The following is a 14,628-nucleotide window of genomic DNA, read 5'->3' on the forward strand; positions in this document are numbered from 1 at the left end:
TACCACAAATTGTCCCTTCCGATCAGAGGAGAAAACTCACGACAGCGCGTCCACCCCGGAAGTCCCGGGGTGGACGGCCCGTCGCCGTGCGTGGAGCGTGGATCAGCCGGTCAGACCGGGGAGCGCCGGGAGGGTGCTGGTCAGCCCGCCGATCGGGGTCTTGTCCAGGCCGGGGACGGTCGGGAGGGCACCGCGCTGCTGGGTGACGCCGGCCAGCGGGGTGTCGCCGGCCGGGACGGCCTGGCCGACGGTCGGGGCGAGGGTGCCCAGCGTCTCGGTCACCTTGCCGGTCGCGGGCAGCTTGGCGGCGGTGTCGGTGACCGCACCGGTCACGGCCGGGTTGGTCAACGCGCCGGTGGGCAGCCCGAGGCCGCCGGCCGCCTGGCCGTCGACCGCGGAGGCGGTACCGGCGCCGACCGCCGCGATGGCGATGCCGAGCGCGGCGGTGCCGGCGGCCTTGAGAGCCTGCTTCATGGTTGGTCCCCTTTGGGTCCTCGTCGGTGGCCGAGTTTCACGCACGGGACCGGCGGACGGGCGACCGCCGCCGCGACGTGTCGGCAATGACGGGCACACCGTAGTGAGCCGGTCGCGCGGGGACCAAAGGGCGTTCACTCACCCGAGTGAGTAGTCGGATGAACGCCAACTCTCCTGCAGGAGAGCGGTGTTCATCCGACCGGAAGGACCGGAAGGAGCGGCCGCGCCGCCCCGGCGGCTCAGTTCGCGCCGGCGGCCCCGCTGAACAGCCACTCCGCCTTCAGCTCGGCGTAGCCCGGCTTGATCACGTCATTGATCATCGCCAGCCGCTCGTCGAAGGGCAGGAACGCCGACTTCATCGCGTTCACCGTGAACCACTCCAGGTCACCCAGGGTGTAGCCGAAGGCGTCCACCACGTGGCCGAACTCCCGGCTCATGCTGGTGCCGCTCATCAGCCGGTTGTCGGTGTTCACGGTGACCCGGAACTTCAGCCGGCTGAGCAGGCCGATCGGGTGCTCGGCGTACGAGGAGGCGGCGCCGGTCTGGATGTTGGAGGTCGGGCACATCTCCAGCGGGACGCGCTTGTCGCGCACGTACGCGGCCAGCCGGCCGAGCTCGACCGTGCCGTCCTCGCCCACCGTGATGTCGTCGACGATCCGCACGCCGTGGCCGAGCCGGTCGGCGCCGCAGCACTGCAGGGCCTCCCAGATCGACGGCAGGCCGAAGGCCTCGCCCGCGTGGATGGTGAAGTGGTTGTTCTCGCCCTTGAGGTAGTCGAAGGCGGCCTGGTGGCGGGTGGGCGGGAAGCCGGCCTCGGCGCCGGCGATGTCGAAGCCGACCACGCCGCGGTCCCGGTAGCGGTTGGCCAGCTCGGCGATCTCGGTGGACCGGGCGGCGTGCCGCATCGCGGTCAGCAGGGTGCCGACGCGGATCCGGTGGCCGGCCTCGCGGGCGTTGGCCTCGCCGAGCCGGAAGCCCTCCTGGACGGCCTCGACGACCTCGTCCAGGCTCAGCCCGGCCTCCAGGTGCTGCTCGGGGGCGTAGCGGACCTCGGCGTACACCACGCCGTCGGCGGCCAGGTCCTCGGCGCAGTCCGCGGCGACCTTGATCAGCGCGTCACGGGTCTGCATCACGGCGCAGGTGTGCGCGAAGGTCTCCAGGTAGCGGACCAGCGAGCCGGAGTCGGCGGCCTCGCGGAACCACTCGCCGAGCTCCTTGGCGTCGGTGGTGGGCAGGCCCTGGTAGCCGCAGGCGGCGGCCAGCTCGACCACGGTCTCGGGGCGCAGCCCGCCGTCCAGGTGGTCGTGCAGGAGGACCTTCGGCGCGCGGCGGATCTGGTCGGCGGTGGGGATGCGCGGGCCCGTGCCCGCGGTGGTGACGGGGATCTGCTGTTCCATTGCGGAAATATAGCCCCTACGCGCGTAGACCCACCACCGCGGACAACACCGGATGGTCCAAACTCCACCCGGAATTCCACCGACCGGTCCATACGATCCGCCAAAGCGCCGACCGGCCGCCGCGAAGCCGTCAGTCGTGCTGCACCAACCGCCCCCGCCGGGACAGCACGAAGTCCCGGAAGGCCCGCGCCGGCGGGGTCAGCGGCCGCCCCGCCGCCCAGGCCAGCCCGATCGCCCGCCGGGTGCGCGGCGCCGTCACCTCCAGCTCCACCACCCCCGGCCTCGGCACCAGGGCCGGCGGCAGCAGCGCCACCCCCAGCCCGGCCGCCACCAGCCCGCGCAGCGTCTCCGCCTCCTCCCCCTCGAACGCCAGCCGGGGGACGAACCCGGCCTGCGCGCAGAACCCCTCCGTGATCGCGCGCAGCCCGTACCCCTGCTCCAGGCCGACGAACGGATCCTCCGCCACCTCCGCCAGCCGGATCCGCCGCCGCCCCGCCAGCCGGTGGTCCCCCGGGACGACCAGGTGCAGCCGCTGCTCGTCCAGCGGACGGGCGACGAACGCCGCATCGTCCGGCAGCGGCGCGACCAGGCACAGGTCCAACTCCCCCGCCCGCAACCGCTCCAGCATCGCCGCGCCGTAGTCCTGCACCAGCTGGAACCGCACCCGCGGGTGCTCCGCGCGAAAGCCCCGCAGCAGCGCCGGCACCGTGTCCGGCCCCATCGTGTGCAGGAAACCGAAGGCCACCAGGCCCACCTCCGGGTCCGCCTCGGCCCGGGCCGCCGCCGCACCGCGCTCCACCTCGGCCAGCGCCCGCTCCACCGAGGCCAGCAGCAGCCGGCCCGCCCGGGTCAGCCGGACGGTGCGGCCCTGACGGGCCAGCAGGTCCACCCCCAGCTCCTCCTCCAGCCGGGCCACCGCACGCGACAGCGTCGGCTGCGGCACCCCGAGCAGCGCCGCCGCCTGGGTCACGTGCTCCAGCCGCGCCACCGCCGCGAACTGCGCGAGCCGGGGCGCCAGCAGCACGGCCGGCTCCTGCGGCCCCAACTCGGCCGCCCGGTACCGCTGCTCGCCACCGTCCACCGCCTCCGGACCGGACATCCCCGCACCACCTCGACTCATACGCCAGTGCATCGATCATCCACTGTTCATGCATTGGACGCATCAAAGGCGGCGGGCCTACCGTCGACGCCATGCAGCCCTCCGATACCGGGGCATCCGTGACCACCCCGGATGCCGCCGCCCCCGCCACCCCCCGCACCACCGCGGACGACCGCCACCGCCCCGGCCAGCGCGCCTTCCGCCGCGCCAACCTCGCCCTGTTCGCCGCCGGGGTCGCGACCTTCGTCCTGCTCTACTCCACCCAGGGCCTGCTGCCGATCCTCTCGGCCGACCTCGACCTCACCCCCGGCCAGGCCAGCTGGACGGCCTCCGCCGCCACCCTCGGCCTCGCCCTCGGACTGCTCCCGGCCAGCGCGCTCTCCGACAGGTACGGCCGCACCGCGGTGATGACGGCCTCCACCCTCGCCGCCTCCGCCTTCGCCCTCGCATTGCCCTTCGCGCCGGACCTCACCACCCTCGTCACCCTGCGGGTCCTCCAGGGCGCCGTGCTGGCCGGGCTCCCCGCCACCGCCATGGCCTACCTCGCCGAGGAGGTCCACCCCAGCGCCCTGCCCTCCGCGATGGGCCTGTACGTGGCCGGCAACAGCATCGGCGGAATGGGCGGCCGGCTGCTCTCCGGCTGGACCGCCGCCGGACTCGGCTGGCGTTGGGGCCTCGCCGCCTCCGCCGTCCTCGCCCTGCTCGCCACCCTCGCCTTCCGGCTGCTGATCCCCGCCGCCCGGCACTTCACCCCCGCCCCGGTGGACGCCCGCGCGCTCGCCCGGACCGTCGGACGGCACCTGCGCAACCCCCTGCTGGTGCGGCTGTACGCGCTCGGCCTGCTGTTCATGGCGGTGTTCGGCGCGGTCTACAACACCGTCGGCTACCGGCTGATCGCCGCGCCGTTCCACCTCCCCGAGTCGATCGCCGCCTCGATCTTCGTGGTCTACCTGGTCGGCACCGGCACCTCCGCCGCCGCCGGACGGCTCTCCGGCCGACTCGGCCGGCGCGGCGCCCTCTACGTCTCCATCGGCGTGACCACCGCCGGCCTGCTGCTCTCCCTCGCCGACTCCCTGGTCTGCGCCCTGCTCGGCCTGGTCCTGATCACCGCCGGCTTCTTCGCCGGCCACGCGACCGCCTCCTCCTCGGTCGGCCGCACCGCCAGCGAGGGCCGCGCCCAGGCCTCCGCCCTGTACCTGATCGCCTACTACCTCGGCAACAGCCTCGGCGGCACCCTCGGAGCCGACGCCTACCACTCCACCGGCTGGCCCGGCGCCGCCACCGTCGGCCTCGCCGCCATGGCCCTCGCCGCCGCCGTCACCCTCTACGCCACCCGCCGGGCCCACCTGGCCGGCCGGCGTTCGAGTCGGCTGGGCGGACTTTCCGCCAGGTAGACTTTCCCCATGGCAGACCTCAAGCGCCGCCGTCGCCCCCACCTGGTGTCCACGCCCGTGCGGAAGAAGGGCGTGGTCACCATTCCCCAGGAGATAAGAGAGCAGCTGGACCTCCAGGAGGGCGACCAACTGGTGGTCGCGGTGGAGGACGGCCGCATCGTCCTGACCCCCGCCTCCGTCGTCCCGGACGACCAGGCGTGGTTCTGGAGCGGCGCCTGGCAGGAGAAGGAGCAGGAGGTCGACGAGGCGATCGCCGCGGGCGAGCGGGGCGAGGTGTTCGAGGACGGGGACGCCTTCCTGCAGTCGCTCGCCGACGAGGCCGGCCTCGACCTGGGGGAGATCAAGCGCCGTGCCGACGTATGAGTCACTGGCCCACTTCCTGCGCGACTGGAAGGGCCTGACCGCCGCCCAGAAGACCGCGTTCCTGGTCGCGGTGGCCCAGTTCGTCGCCGACCTCCGAGCCGGCCAGGGCTTCCGCCACGGCCTGCGGGTGAAGAAGATGCAGGGCCTCCCGGACATCTGGGAGATGACCTGGGCCCCGGACGGCCGGGCGACCTTCAGCTACGGAACCCCGCTCCAGGACGGCGAGCCCCACATCGTCTGGCGCCGGATCGGCACCCATGACATCTTCGGCCGCCCCTGAGCGGTGAGAAACGTCGAGCCGCCCGCCGGGCCCACACGGCGGCCCGCGAGACCCCCGCCGTCCGGGCCTGAGCACACGAAGGGGCCCGCACCCGCCGAGCGGGTACGGGCCCCTTCGTCACCGTCTCAGGCGGCCGGCGCCTGGAAGCGGACAGCGGCCTGGGTGTCGGGCGTGACGTGGATGTCGAGCTCCGCCTCCAGCGCTCCGGCCAGCCGCTGCAGCAACGGGAGCGTGGGCACCGTGCCGGCCTCCTCGATGCACTCGATCTCGTCCACCGTCATCCCCGCACGACGAGCGACCTCGGCGTGTGACAGACCGAGGGCCTTGCGGCGGTCGTAGAGAGCCTGCCCGAATGCCTGGGAGTATCGGATCTCCAGCCGGTACGCGGCCATCTCGGCACTGTCCGGTACCTGCTCACCCAGCAGTTCGCGTGTGCGCCGGGTCTTCCACTGCGAGTGGTTCACCAGTGCTCTCCTTACCTCACGATCCGGCTGAACTCTTCGTGCGCCGGGGGATGCTCCGACTCGCAGGTCTTCTGAGCCCACAACGCCCGGGTGACCTCAGCAGTCTCCCGCATCCGCGCTTTGGTGAATACCGTCAACAGAATGATCCGCCGACCAGGTGCGAGCCAGTAGGTGATTCTCGTGGCCGCGCCGTCCAGGCGAAAGCGGAGCTCCCGCAGGGGTCCGTCCAGATGCCGCGCACGCGGCTCGTCGAGTGTGGTCGGGTGCTCGGCCAGGTGATCGACACGGTCCTCGACCACGGCATAGTGCCGCGCCGGAAGCGCGGTGAGCCAGTCGCGGACCTCGGGTTCGATCTCGACCGTGTAGCGGTCAACTCCCATGTGCGGCAGCGTAGAGCACACTGCCGCACAGGGAGTAGTCGCATGACTACCGTGCGATGCGGTCGAGGACGATCGGGTTCGGGGTGAAGGCCGTGCCCGCCGGGGCGACCTCGATGCCGCCGGCCAGGGCCTCGACGGCGTAGTCGAAGCGCTCCGGGGTGTCGGTGTGCAGGGTCAGCAGGGGCCGGCCGGCCACCACGGTGTCGCCGGGCTTGGCGTGCATCTCGACGCCGGCGCCGGCCTGGACCGGGTCCTCCTTGCGGGCGCGGCCGGCGCCGAGGCGCCAGGCGCAGACGCCGATCGCGTAGGCGTCCAGCGTGGTGAGCACGCCGGAGGCGGGCGCCGGGATGACGTGCTGCTCGCGGGCGACCGGGAGCGGGGCGTCGACGTCGCCGCCCTGGGCGGAGATCATGCGGCGCCAGTGGTCCATGGCGGAGCCGTCGCGCAGCGCGTCCGCCGGGTCCTTGCCCCGGACGCCGGCCGCGGCGAGCATCTCGCGGGCGAGCGCGAGGGTGAGCTCCACGACGTCGGCCGGGCCGCCGCCCGCGAGGACCTCCAGGGACTCCCGGACCTCCAGCGCGTTGCCCGCGGTGAGGCCGAGCGGGGTGGACATGTCGGTGAGCAGGGCGACGGTGTTGACCCCGGCGGTGGTGCCCAGGCCGACCATGGTGCGGGCGAGTTCGCGGGCGTCGTCCAGGTTCTTCATGAACGCCCCGGAGCCGACCTTGACGTCGAGGACCAGTGCGCCGGTGCCCTCGGCGATCTTCTTCGACATGATCGAGGAGGCGATCAGCGGGATGGCCTCGACGGTGCCGGTGACGTCGCGCAGCGCGTACAGCTTCTTGTCGGCCGGGGCGAGGCCGTCGCCCGCCGCGCAGATCACCGCGCCGACGGAGCGCAGCACGTCCATCATCTCCTCGTTGGAGAGCAGGGCGCGCCAACCGGGGATGGACTCCAGCTTGTCGAGGGTGCCGCCGGTGTGGCCGAGGCCGCGGCCGGACAGCTGCGGGACGGCGGCGCCGCAGGCGGCGACCAGCGGGGCGAGCGGCAGGGTGATCTTGTCGCCGACGCCGCCGGTGGAGTGCTTGTCGCTGGTGGGCAGCGGCAGCGAGGAGAAGTCCATCCGGACGCCGGAGCGGATCATGGCGTCGGTCCAGCGGCTGATCTCGCGCGGCCGCATCCCGTTCAGCAGGATCGCCATGGCCAGCGCGGACATCTGCTCGTCGGCGACCTCGCCTCGGGTGTAGGCGTCGATGACCCAGTCGATCTGAGCGTCGCTCAGCTCTTCGCGGTCGCGCTTGGTCCTGATGACGGAGATGGCGTCCATGCGTGCTCCAAGAGGGGTTTCAAAAGCGAAGAGTGTCGCGAGATGACCGGGTTCCGGCCCACTCGCGACACTCTACGCGCGTAACAGAAAGGGAGGCCAGAGCCTTCCAGGCGGAGTTGCGGAAGCTAGAGCCGCTCCGGCCCGAAGGCGTCGGGCAGGACCTCGCTCATCGGCTTCACGCCCGAGGCCAGCTCGACGAGCAGCTCCGGTCCGCCGTGCTCGTACAGCAGTTGGCGGCAGCGTCCGCACGGCATCAGCAGTTCGCCGGCGCCGTCCACGCAGGTGAAGGCGACCAGCCGGCCGCCGCCGGTGGAGTGCAGCGCGGACACCAGCCCGCACTCGGCGCACAGCCCCAGCCCGTACGAGGCGTTCTCGACGTTGCAGCCGGTGACCACCCGGCCGTCGTCCACCAGCGCGGCCGCGCCGACCGGGAACCTGCTGTACGGCGCGTACGCGCGGCCCATGGCCTCGCGCGCCGCCGTGCGCAGCAGCTCCCAGTCGATCGCGGACGACGCCGCGGAGGCCGCGGCCGTCACTTGCCCTGGCCCTTGCGGTAGATCTGGCCGTCCGCCTTGGGCATCCGCAGCCGCTGCGAGGCCAGCGCGAGCACCACCAGGGTGATCACGTACGGCGTGGCGACGATCAGCGGGCGCTGCACCGCGTCGGTGAGCGAGTACCAGGCGATCAGGCCGCCGGCCACCACGAAGGACACCACCGTCGCGGTGTACTTGCGGCGGTACAGGTGCCAGAGCGCGAGCAGGATCATCGCGATGCCCACGATCAGGATCAGCACGTGCACCGACTCCGGGTCGCGCAGCTGGAGGCTGTCGGTGAAGCCGAACAGGCCGGCGCCCATGGCGAGGCCGCCGGGCATCCAGTTCCCGAAGATCATCGCGGCGAGGCCGATGAAGCCGCGGCCGAGGGTCTGGCCGTCCTTGTAGAAGTGCGCCGCGACCAGCGAGAGGTACGCCCCGCCGAGGCCGGCGAAGGCGCCGGAGGCGATGACCGCGAGGTACTTGTACTTGTAGACGTTGACGCCCAGCGACTCGGCGGCGGTCGGGTTCTCGCCGCAGGAGCGCAGCCGCAGGCCGAACACCGTGCGCCAGAGCGCGAAGTAGCTGACCACGATCAGCGCACCGGCCAGCAGCACGACCACCGAGATGTTGGTGACCAGGCCGCCGAGCACGCCCGCGAGGTCCGAGACGAAGAACCAGTGGTGGCCCTCGATGCTCTTCAGGCCGGAGGACAGGCCCGGGACGGTGATGTACGGCAGCGGGTCCGCCGGCGGGGACTGGTTCTGGCCGGCACCGGCCGAGACGTAGTCCTTGTAGTAGATCCGGTTGACGTACGCGCAGATGCCCGGGATCAGCAGGTTGATGCCGACGCCGGAGACGATGTGGTCGACGCCGAAGGTGACGGTGACGACCGCGTGCAGCAGGCCGCCGAGCGCCCCGCCCAGCATGCCGGCCAGCAGGCCGACCCACGGGTTGACCAGGTAGCCCGCCCAGGCACCGCAGAAGGTGCCGGCGACCATCATGCCTTCGAGGCCGATGTTGACCACACCGGCCCGCTCGGACCAGAGACCGCCCAGACCGGCCATGCCGATCGGCACGGCGGCGCCGAGCGCGGCGGTGACCTGCCCGGAGGAGGTCAGCGAGTGGTTGCCGGTGGCCATGCCCACGGCGGAGAACAGCACCAGGGCGCCCGCGATCAGCAGCAGGACGACCGGCCAGGACAGCTTGCGCTTCTTCGCGGGTGCGCCCGGAGCCTTCGGACGCGCAGCGGTCGCCGTGCTCATGCGGAGACCTCCTTCTTCTCGCTGTTCGCGGCGGCCTGGGCGGCGAGCTGGGCGCCGACCTTCTGCTGCTGGCGCTTCAGGCCGTAGCGGCGCACCAGCTCGTAGGCGACGACGACGCAGATGACGATGGTGCCCTTCATGACGTCGACGATCTCGAAGGGGAAGCCGCCCTGGAGCGGCAGCACCGAGCCGGTGACGTCCAGGAAGGCGAACAGCAGCGCCGCGAAGGCGATGCCGATCGGGCTGTTCCGGCCGAGCAGGGCGATCGAGATGCCCAGGAAGCCCAGACCGGGCTGGAAGCTCTGGCCGAAGTAGTACGAGTTCTGCAGGAGCTCCGGCAGGCCGATCAGACCGGCGATGGCACCGGAGACCACCATCGAGATGACCACCATGCGCTTGACGTTCACGCCGGAGGCGGTGGCCGCGGACTCCGAGCGCCCGGTGGCGCGCAGGTCGAAGCCGAAGCGGGTGCGGGTCAGCACGAACTGGAAGACCACACCGACCAGGGCGGCGACGAAGATGAAGCCCCAGAGCGTTCCGCCGGCCGTCTCGATCGAGAAGAAGTGGCTGGACTGCGAGATCCGCTCGGTCTGGATGGAGTTGGTGGTGCCGCTGGTCTTCGGCGCGAAGACGCCGGGGACGAGCAGCAGGCCGATGATCGCGGTCGCGATCGAGTTCAGCATGATGGTCGAGATGACCTCGCTGACCCCGCGGTAGACCTTCAGCAGACCGGCGACGCTCGCGTACAGACCGCCGACCAGCATGGCGGTGATCAGCAGCAGCGGGATCTGGACGAAGGACGGCAGGTCCAGCTTGGCGCCGACGAAGGCCGCGAACAGCGCCGCGACCTTGTACTGGCCCTCGACGCCGATGTTGAACAGGTTCATCCGGAACCCGAACGCGGCGGCCGCGGCGGCCAGGTAGTAGGTGGTGGACCGGTTGAGGATGCCCACCTGGCCGTCCGACTTGCCGGCGTACGTGATCATCACGTTCCAGGCGTCGAACGGGTTCTTGCCCGAGGTCGCCAGCAGGACGGAGCAGATCGCGATGGAGAGCAGCACCGCGAGCACCGGCGCGGCCAGTGCGAGCACGATCCGCTCACCGCTGAACCGCTGGGCCAGGCCGGGCTTCGCGGCGGCGGGGTTGGGACTGGTCATGGGTTACTCCCCCGCCTGCGGGTCGTCGGCGGTGTCGGTGGGCTGGTGCCCGGCCTCGGCGACGGCCTCCGGCTCGGACTCCAGGTGGCCGCTGGCGGCACCGGTCATCGCGGTGCCGAGGTCCTCGGCGGTGACGGTGGCCGGGTCGGCGTCGGCGACCAGGCGGCCGCGGTAGATGACCCGGATGGTGTCGGACAGGCCGATCAGCTCGTCCAGGTCCGCGGAGATCAGCAGGACGGCCAGGCCGGCCCGCTGGGCGACCCGGATGTGCTCCCAGATCTGCGCCTGCGCGCCGACGTCCACACCGCGGGTGGGGTGGGCGGCGATCAGCAGCTTGGGCTGGTGGCTCATCTCGCGGCCGATGATCAGCTTCTGCTGGTTGCCGCCGGAGAGCGAGGAGGAGGTGACCTCGATGCCGGGGGTGCGGACGTCGTACTGCTCGACGATCCGCCAGGTGTCCGCCCGGGCGGCGGCCGGGTCCAGCAGCACGCCCTTGGAGTTGGGCGCCTCGGTGACGTGGCCGAGGATGCGGTTCTCCCAGAGCGGGGCGTCCAGCAGCAGGCCGTGCTTGTGGCGGTCCTCGGGGATGTACCCGATGCCGGCCTCGCGGCGGGCCCGGGTCTGGCTGCCGGAGAGGTCCGTGCCGTCCAGGGTGACGACTCCGGCGTTCAGCGGCAGCATGCCCATGACGGCCTCGACCAGCTCGGCCTGGCCGTTGCCCTCGACACCGGCGATGCCGAGGATCTCACCCTTGTGGATGCGCAGCGAGATGTCGTCCAGGACGACGCGCTCGATGCCCTCGGCGTCGGTCTTGGCGATCCGCAGGCCCTCGACGTCGAGCATCACGGTGTCGGTGACGGTCGACTCGCGGCTCTCCGGGGAGGGCAGCTCGGCGCCGACCATCAGCTCGGCGAGCTGGCGGGCGGTGACGGCCTTCGGGTCGGCGTCGCCGACCGTGGTACCGCGCCGGATGACGCTGATCGCGTCGGCCACCGCGAGCACCTCGTGCAGCTTGTGCGAGATGAAGATGACGGTGACGCCCTCGGCCTTCAGCTCCCGCAGGTTGTCGAACAGCGCGTCGACCTCCTGCGGGACGAGCACGGCGGTGGGCTCGTCGAGGATCAGGATCTTGGCGCCGCGGTACAGCACCTTGAGGATCTCGACGCGCTGGCGGTCGGCGACGCCGAGGTCCTCGACCAGGGCGTCCGGGCGCACGCCCAGGCCGTACTGGTCGGAGATCTCCTTGATCTTCGCCTTCGCCCTGGCCCCGATGCCGTGGAGCTTCTCGCCGCCGAGGACGACGTTCTCCCACACCGTGAGGTTGTCGGCGAGCATGAAGTGCTGGTGCACCATGCCGACGCCGCGGGAGATGGCGTCACCGGGGGTGTTGAACTCGCACAGCTCGCCGTTGATCGCGATGGTGCCCTCGTCCGGCTTCTGCATGCCGTAGAGGATCTTCATCAGCGTCGACTTGCCGGCGCCGTTCTCACCCATCAGGGCGTGCACGGTGCCGGTGCGGACGGTGAGGTTGATGTCGTGGTTGGCCACGACACCCGGGAAGCGCTTGGTGATGCCGCGCAGCTCGACGGCCGGTGTCGCCGTCCCCGCGCTGGGGATGCCGTCCTCGCGCGGGGGGACGGGGTCGGATGCGGTGATGGCGATCTCCTGGTGGTCTGGAGGCGCGTCGTCGCGCACGGAGGGCCAAGGGGGCTACGTGAGGGGACGGAACGGGGCCCGGGGGTACGCGTTGAGCGCACCCTGCCGGGCCCCTCCCGTGAACTGTGTCGTGTTGCGTCGCGCTGCCGGGCAGGCGGCAGGCGCTGCGGCGTCCGCGGACGCGCGGTCCTTACTGGCCCGGCGCGGTCGGGATCGTGGTGGCGCCGGACTTGATCGCGTCGGCGGCGGCCTTCAGCTTGTCCTGGATGTCGTCGATCTTGCCGCCGGTGGTGGCGAGCGAGACGCCGTCGGCCTTCAGGTCGAACAGCTTGATGCCGGTCGGGTTCTGGCCCTGCTTGACCGACTGGATGTACGAGAACACCGCGGTGTCGACGTTCTTGACCATCGAGGTCAGGATGCTGTTCTTGTACTTCGCCAGGGCCGGCTGGCTGGCCTGGTCGGAGTCGACACCGATGGCCAGGGCACCCGCCTTGTTGGCGACGGCCTCGATGGCGCCGTTGCCGGAGGAGCCGGCGGCGGTGTAGATGACGTCCGCGCCCTTGTCGAGCTGGCCCTGCGCGGACTCCTTGCCCTTGTCGGGCGCGGCGAAGCCGGTGAAGTCCGGCGGGGTGGACAGGTAGGTGGTCTCGACCGTGATGTTCGGGTCGACGGACTTCACACCCGCCTTGTAGCCGGCCTCGAACTTCTTGATCAGCTCGGACTCGACACCGCCGATGAAGCCGACGTGCTTGGCCTTCGACTTGTTCGCGGCGGCGACACCGGCCAGGTACGAACCCTCCTGCTCGGCGAAGAGCAGCGAGGTGACGTTGGACGGCTGGTCCTTGTCGTTCGAGTCGATGATCGCGAACTTGACGTTCGGGTTGTCCTTGGCGATCTTGTTGACCGCCGGCTGGTACACGAAGCCGACCGCGACGATCGTCTTGTAGCCCGCGTCGATCAGGTTCTTGAGGCGGGTCTCCTTGTCGGCCTCGGCCTCGCCCTGCTTGGCCTCGGCCTCGGTCACGGAGACGCCCAGCTCGGACTTGGCCTTGTCGAGGCCACGGGCGGCGGAGTCGTTGAACGACTGGTCGCCGCGGCCGCCGATGTCGTAGGCCATGCCGACCTTGAGCGAACCGTCGCCCGAGCCGGCGGAGGAGGAGTTGTCGGTGCTCTTTGCGCCGCAAGCGGCGAGCGAGGCCATGCCCAGGGAACCCGAGAGCACAACCGCGGCGAGCTTCATTGAACGGCGCAAGGGGATATCTCCTTCTACACGCAACCGTTTGGCGTGGTCGGACGCCACCGTAACGCGCGTAGAACACGGTTGTGTTACGGGGTGCCAGAGCGTTCGGGTTGTTATCAAACCGTGGTCTGATGTTCTTCCTGAGGCTCTATCCCATGCGCGGACGGTGATCCGGGGGTCGGTTTCGGCCCAGTTTACGGAACCGTTCCCGAGCCCCGGATCCGGCCGTTTCGGCACTCGCGCCGACCGCGCCGCCCCCCGGATCCGCCGTCAGCTGCCGTCCGGCTCCAGGGCCAGCGTCGAGAACAGCTCCACGCCGATTCCGATCGCCCGTTCGTCCACGTCGAACCGGCCCTGGTGCAGGTCCCGGACAGTGGCGTCGCCGGGGGCGCGGACGCCCAGCCGGGCCAGTGCGCCCGGGGCGTGCTCCAGGTACCAGGAGAAGTCCTCGCCGCCCAGGCTCTGCTCGGTGCCCTCCACCACCACGGCGCCGTCCCCGGCGAACCGGGCGTTCATCGCCTCGTCCAGCAGGGCGACCGAGACCGCCTCGTTGACCACCGGCGGCACCCCGCGGTGGTAGTCCAGCGTCCACTTGGCCCGGTACGTCTCGGCGAGCTTGGCGATCAGCTCGTGCAGCAGGTCCGGCGCCTCGCGCCAGCCGTCCAGCTCCAGGCAGCGGACGGTGCCCTCCAGTTCGGCGTGCTGCGGGATGACGTTGGGCGCGGAGCCGGAGGCGATCCGCCCCCAGACCAGGCTGACGCCCCAGCGCGGGTCCATCCGGCGGGCCAGCGCGCCCGGGAGGTCGGCGGCCGCCCGGGCGACCGCGGTGACCAGGTCGGTGGTCAGGTGCGGACGGGCGGTGTGCCCGCCGGGGCCGTCCAGGTGGAGCACCAGGCGGTCGCAGGCCGAGGTGATCGCCCCGACCCGCAGGGCGATCCGGCCGACCTCCACCTTCGGGTCGCAGTGCACCGCGAAGATCCGCCCGACGCCCGCCATCCCGCCGGCCTTGATCACGTCCAGCGCGCCGCCCGGCATGACCTCCTCGGCGGGCTGGAACACCAGCCGGACGGGGCGGCGCAGCTCACCCGTCCGGGCGGCCTCGGCCAGCACCAGGCCGGTGCCCAGCACCACCGAGGTGTGCACGTCGTGGCCGCAGGCGTGGGCCCGGCCGGGGACGGTGGAGCGGTACGGAACGTCGGTCTTGGCGTCGTCGATCGGCAGCGCGTCGATGTCGGCGCGGAAGGCCAGGAGCTCCGTGCCCGGGGTGGTGCCGGGCGGGACGATGTCGACGAGCAGGCCGGTTCCGCCGGGCAGCACCCGGGGTTCGAGGCCGGCGGCGACCAGCCGGTCGCGCAGCAGCCCGGTGGTGCGGAACTCCTGGCGGCCCAGCTCCGGGTGCCGGTGCAGATCACGGCGGAAGGCGATCAGCTCGGGCTCCAACGCCCGCACCCGGTCGCGCAGATCGGCGGCTGGACGTGCGGGGGCGAGAGTGGTGCCCGGCTGAGCGGGCTCAGGACGGTTCATCTCGCCAATCGTAGGCCTGTTGGGGGGATTTGGCCCGACTTCCGGAAAACTTGTCCCCGGATGGGCGCATACCGG

At 71.6% G+C, this 14,628-nt stretch carries 15 protein-coding genes; 3 read left to right on the top strand and 12 right to left on the bottom strand.

Features of this window, described 5'->3' with window-relative positions:
- Window positions 1-102: 102 nt before the first annotated feature.
- The 3 genes from ACWD4P_RS19580 to ACWD4P_RS19590 all read right to left on the bottom strand — a co-directional run bounded on the left by ACWD4P_RS19580 (window position 103) and on the right by ACWD4P_RS19590 (window position 2,970).
- A complete protein-coding gene (locus tag ACWD4P_RS19580) occupies window positions 103-474 on the bottom strand; it encodes an ATP-binding protein (protein ID WP_359819601.1) in 372 nt (123 codons plus the stop codon).
- 239 nt (window positions 475-713) lie between these two features.
- Window positions 714-1,871 (bottom strand): adenosine deaminase, encoded by a 1,158-nt coding sequence (locus tag ACWD4P_RS19585; RefSeq protein WP_359819604.1) that lies wholly within the window; start codon window positions 1,869-1,871, stop codon window positions 714-716.
- A 130-nt stretch (window positions 1,872-2,001) separates the two neighbouring features.
- Window positions 2,002-2,970 (bottom strand): LysR family transcriptional regulator, encoded by a 969-nt coding sequence (locus ACWD4P_RS19590; protein WP_449780397.1) that lies wholly within the window; start codon window positions 2,968-2,970, stop codon window positions 2,002-2,004.
- Between the two features lie 92 nt (window positions 2,971-3,062).
- Between ACWD4P_RS19590 and ACWD4P_RS19595 the strand changes: the two genes are divergently transcribed.
- From ACWD4P_RS19595 to ACWD4P_RS19605, 3 genes are read left to right on the top strand one after another with little or no spacing between them, the layout of a single operon-like run.
- Window positions 3,063-4,364 (top strand): MFS transporter, encoded by a 1,302-nt coding sequence (locus ACWD4P_RS19595; protein ID WP_449780398.1) that lies wholly within the window; start codon window positions 3,063-3,065, stop codon window positions 4,362-4,364.
- Window positions 4,365-4,373: 9 nt separating this feature from the next.
- Complete coding sequence (locus ACWD4P_RS19600) at window positions 4,374-4,727, top strand: AbrB/MazE/SpoVT family DNA-binding domain-containing protein (protein WP_449780399.1); 354 nt, start codon at window positions 4,374-4,376, stop codon at window positions 4,725-4,727.
- Entirely contained in the window at window positions 4,714-5,007 is a 294-nt protein-coding gene (locus ACWD4P_RS19605; protein WP_449780400.1) for a hypothetical protein, read from the top strand. Before ACWD4P_RS19600 ends, ACWD4P_RS19605 begins: the two co-directional genes overlap by 14 nt.
- Window positions 5,008-5,132: 125 nt before the next feature.
- Here ACWD4P_RS19605 and ACWD4P_RS19610 read toward each other — a convergent pair whose 3' ends face one another.
- The 9 genes from ACWD4P_RS19610 to ACWD4P_RS19650 all read right to left on the bottom strand — a co-directional run bounded on the left by ACWD4P_RS19610 (window position 5,133) and on the right by ACWD4P_RS19650 (window position 14,553).
- Entirely contained in the window at window positions 5,133-5,471 is a 339-nt protein-coding gene (locus tag ACWD4P_RS19610) for a helix-turn-helix domain-containing protein (RefSeq protein WP_449780401.1), read from the bottom strand.
- Window positions 5,472-5,482: 11 nt separating this feature from the next.
- Entirely contained in the window at window positions 5,483-5,851 is a 369-nt protein-coding gene (locus tag ACWD4P_RS19615; protein WP_449780402.1) for a type II toxin-antitoxin system RelE/ParE family toxin, read from the bottom strand.
- Between the two features lie 46 nt (window positions 5,852-5,897).
- On the bottom strand, window positions 5,898-7,178 hold the full coding sequence (locus tag ACWD4P_RS19620; protein ID WP_449780403.1) for a thymidine phosphorylase: 1,281 nt from the start codon (window positions 7,176-7,178) through the stop codon (window positions 5,898-5,900).
- 125 nt (window positions 7,179-7,303) lie between these two features.
- On the bottom strand, window positions 7,304-7,714 hold the full coding sequence (locus tag ACWD4P_RS19625) for a cytidine deaminase (protein WP_449780404.1): 411 nt from the start codon (window positions 7,712-7,714) through the stop codon (window positions 7,304-7,306).
- On the bottom strand, window positions 7,711-8,976 hold the full coding sequence (locus ACWD4P_RS19630) for an ABC transporter permease (protein ID WP_449780405.1): 1,266 nt from the start codon (window positions 8,974-8,976) through the stop codon (window positions 7,711-7,713). Before ACWD4P_RS19630 ends, ACWD4P_RS19625 begins: the two co-directional genes overlap by 4 nt.
- Complete coding sequence (locus ACWD4P_RS19635; RefSeq protein ID WP_449780406.1) at window positions 8,973-10,133, bottom strand: ABC transporter permease; 1,161 nt, start codon at window positions 10,131-10,133, stop codon at window positions 8,973-8,975. The genes ACWD4P_RS19630 and ACWD4P_RS19635 overlap by 4 nt, the downstream gene beginning before the upstream one ends.
- A 3-nt stretch (window positions 10,134-10,136) precedes the next feature.
- Complete coding sequence (locus ACWD4P_RS19640) at window positions 10,137-11,627, bottom strand: ABC transporter ATP-binding protein (RefSeq protein WP_449780422.1); 1,491 nt, start codon at window positions 11,625-11,627, stop codon at window positions 10,137-10,139.
- Window positions 11,628-11,979: 352 nt separating this feature from the next.
- Complete coding sequence (locus ACWD4P_RS19645) at window positions 11,980-13,041, bottom strand: BMP family lipoprotein (protein WP_359819628.1); 1,062 nt, start codon at window positions 13,039-13,041, stop codon at window positions 11,980-11,982.
- A gap of 258 nt (window positions 13,042-13,299) precedes the next feature.
- On the bottom strand, window positions 13,300-14,553 hold the full coding sequence (locus ACWD4P_RS19650) for an amidohydrolase (protein ID WP_359819631.1): 1,254 nt from the start codon (window positions 14,551-14,553) through the stop codon (window positions 13,300-13,302).
- Between the last annotated feature and the right edge of the window lie 75 nt (window positions 14,554-14,628).

The sequence above is a fragment of the Kitasatospora sp. NPDC002543 genome (assembly GCF_053594915.1).

Coding starts and splice junctions, on each gene's coding strand:
- ACWD4P_RS19600 (WP_449780399.1), top strand. CDS start 4,374: ATGGCAGACCTCAAGCGCCGCCGTCGCCCCCACCTGGTGTCCACGCCC.
- ACWD4P_RS19635 (WP_449780406.1), bottom strand. CDS start 10,133: ATGACCAGTCCCAACCCCGCCGCCGCGAAGCCCGGCCTGGCCCAGCGG.
- ACWD4P_RS19630 (WP_449780405.1), bottom strand. CDS start 8,976: ATGAGCACGGCGACCGCTGCGCGTCCGAAGGCTCCGGGCGCACCCGCG.
- ACWD4P_RS19595 (WP_449780398.1), top strand. CDS start 3,063: ATGCAGCCCTCCGATACCGGGGCATCCGTGACCACCCCGGATGCCGCC.
- ACWD4P_RS19580 (WP_359819601.1), bottom strand. CDS start 474: ATGAAGCAGGCTCTCAAGGCCGCCGGCACCGCCGCGCTCGGCATCGCC.
- ACWD4P_RS19615 (WP_449780402.1), bottom strand. CDS start 5,851: ATGGGAGTTGACCGCTACACGGTCGAGATCGAACCCGAGGTCCGCGAC.
- ACWD4P_RS19620 (WP_449780403.1), bottom strand. CDS start 7,178: ATGGACGCCATCTCCGTCATCAGGACCAAGCGCGACCGCGAAGAGCTG.
- ACWD4P_RS19585 (WP_359819604.1), bottom strand. CDS start 1,871: ATGGAACAGCAGATCCCCGTCACCACCGCGGGCACGGGCCCGCGCATC.
- ACWD4P_RS19590 (WP_449780397.1), bottom strand. CDS start 2,970: ATGTCCGGTCCGGAGGCGGTGGACGGTGGCGAGCAGCGGTACCGGGCG.
- ACWD4P_RS19650 (WP_359819631.1), bottom strand. CDS start 14,553: ATGAACCGTCCTGAGCCCGCTCAGCCGGGCACCACTCTCGCCCCCGCA.
- ACWD4P_RS19640 (WP_449780422.1), bottom strand. CDS start 11,627: ATGGGTGAGAACGGCGCCGGCAAGTCGACGCTGATGAAGATCCTCTAC.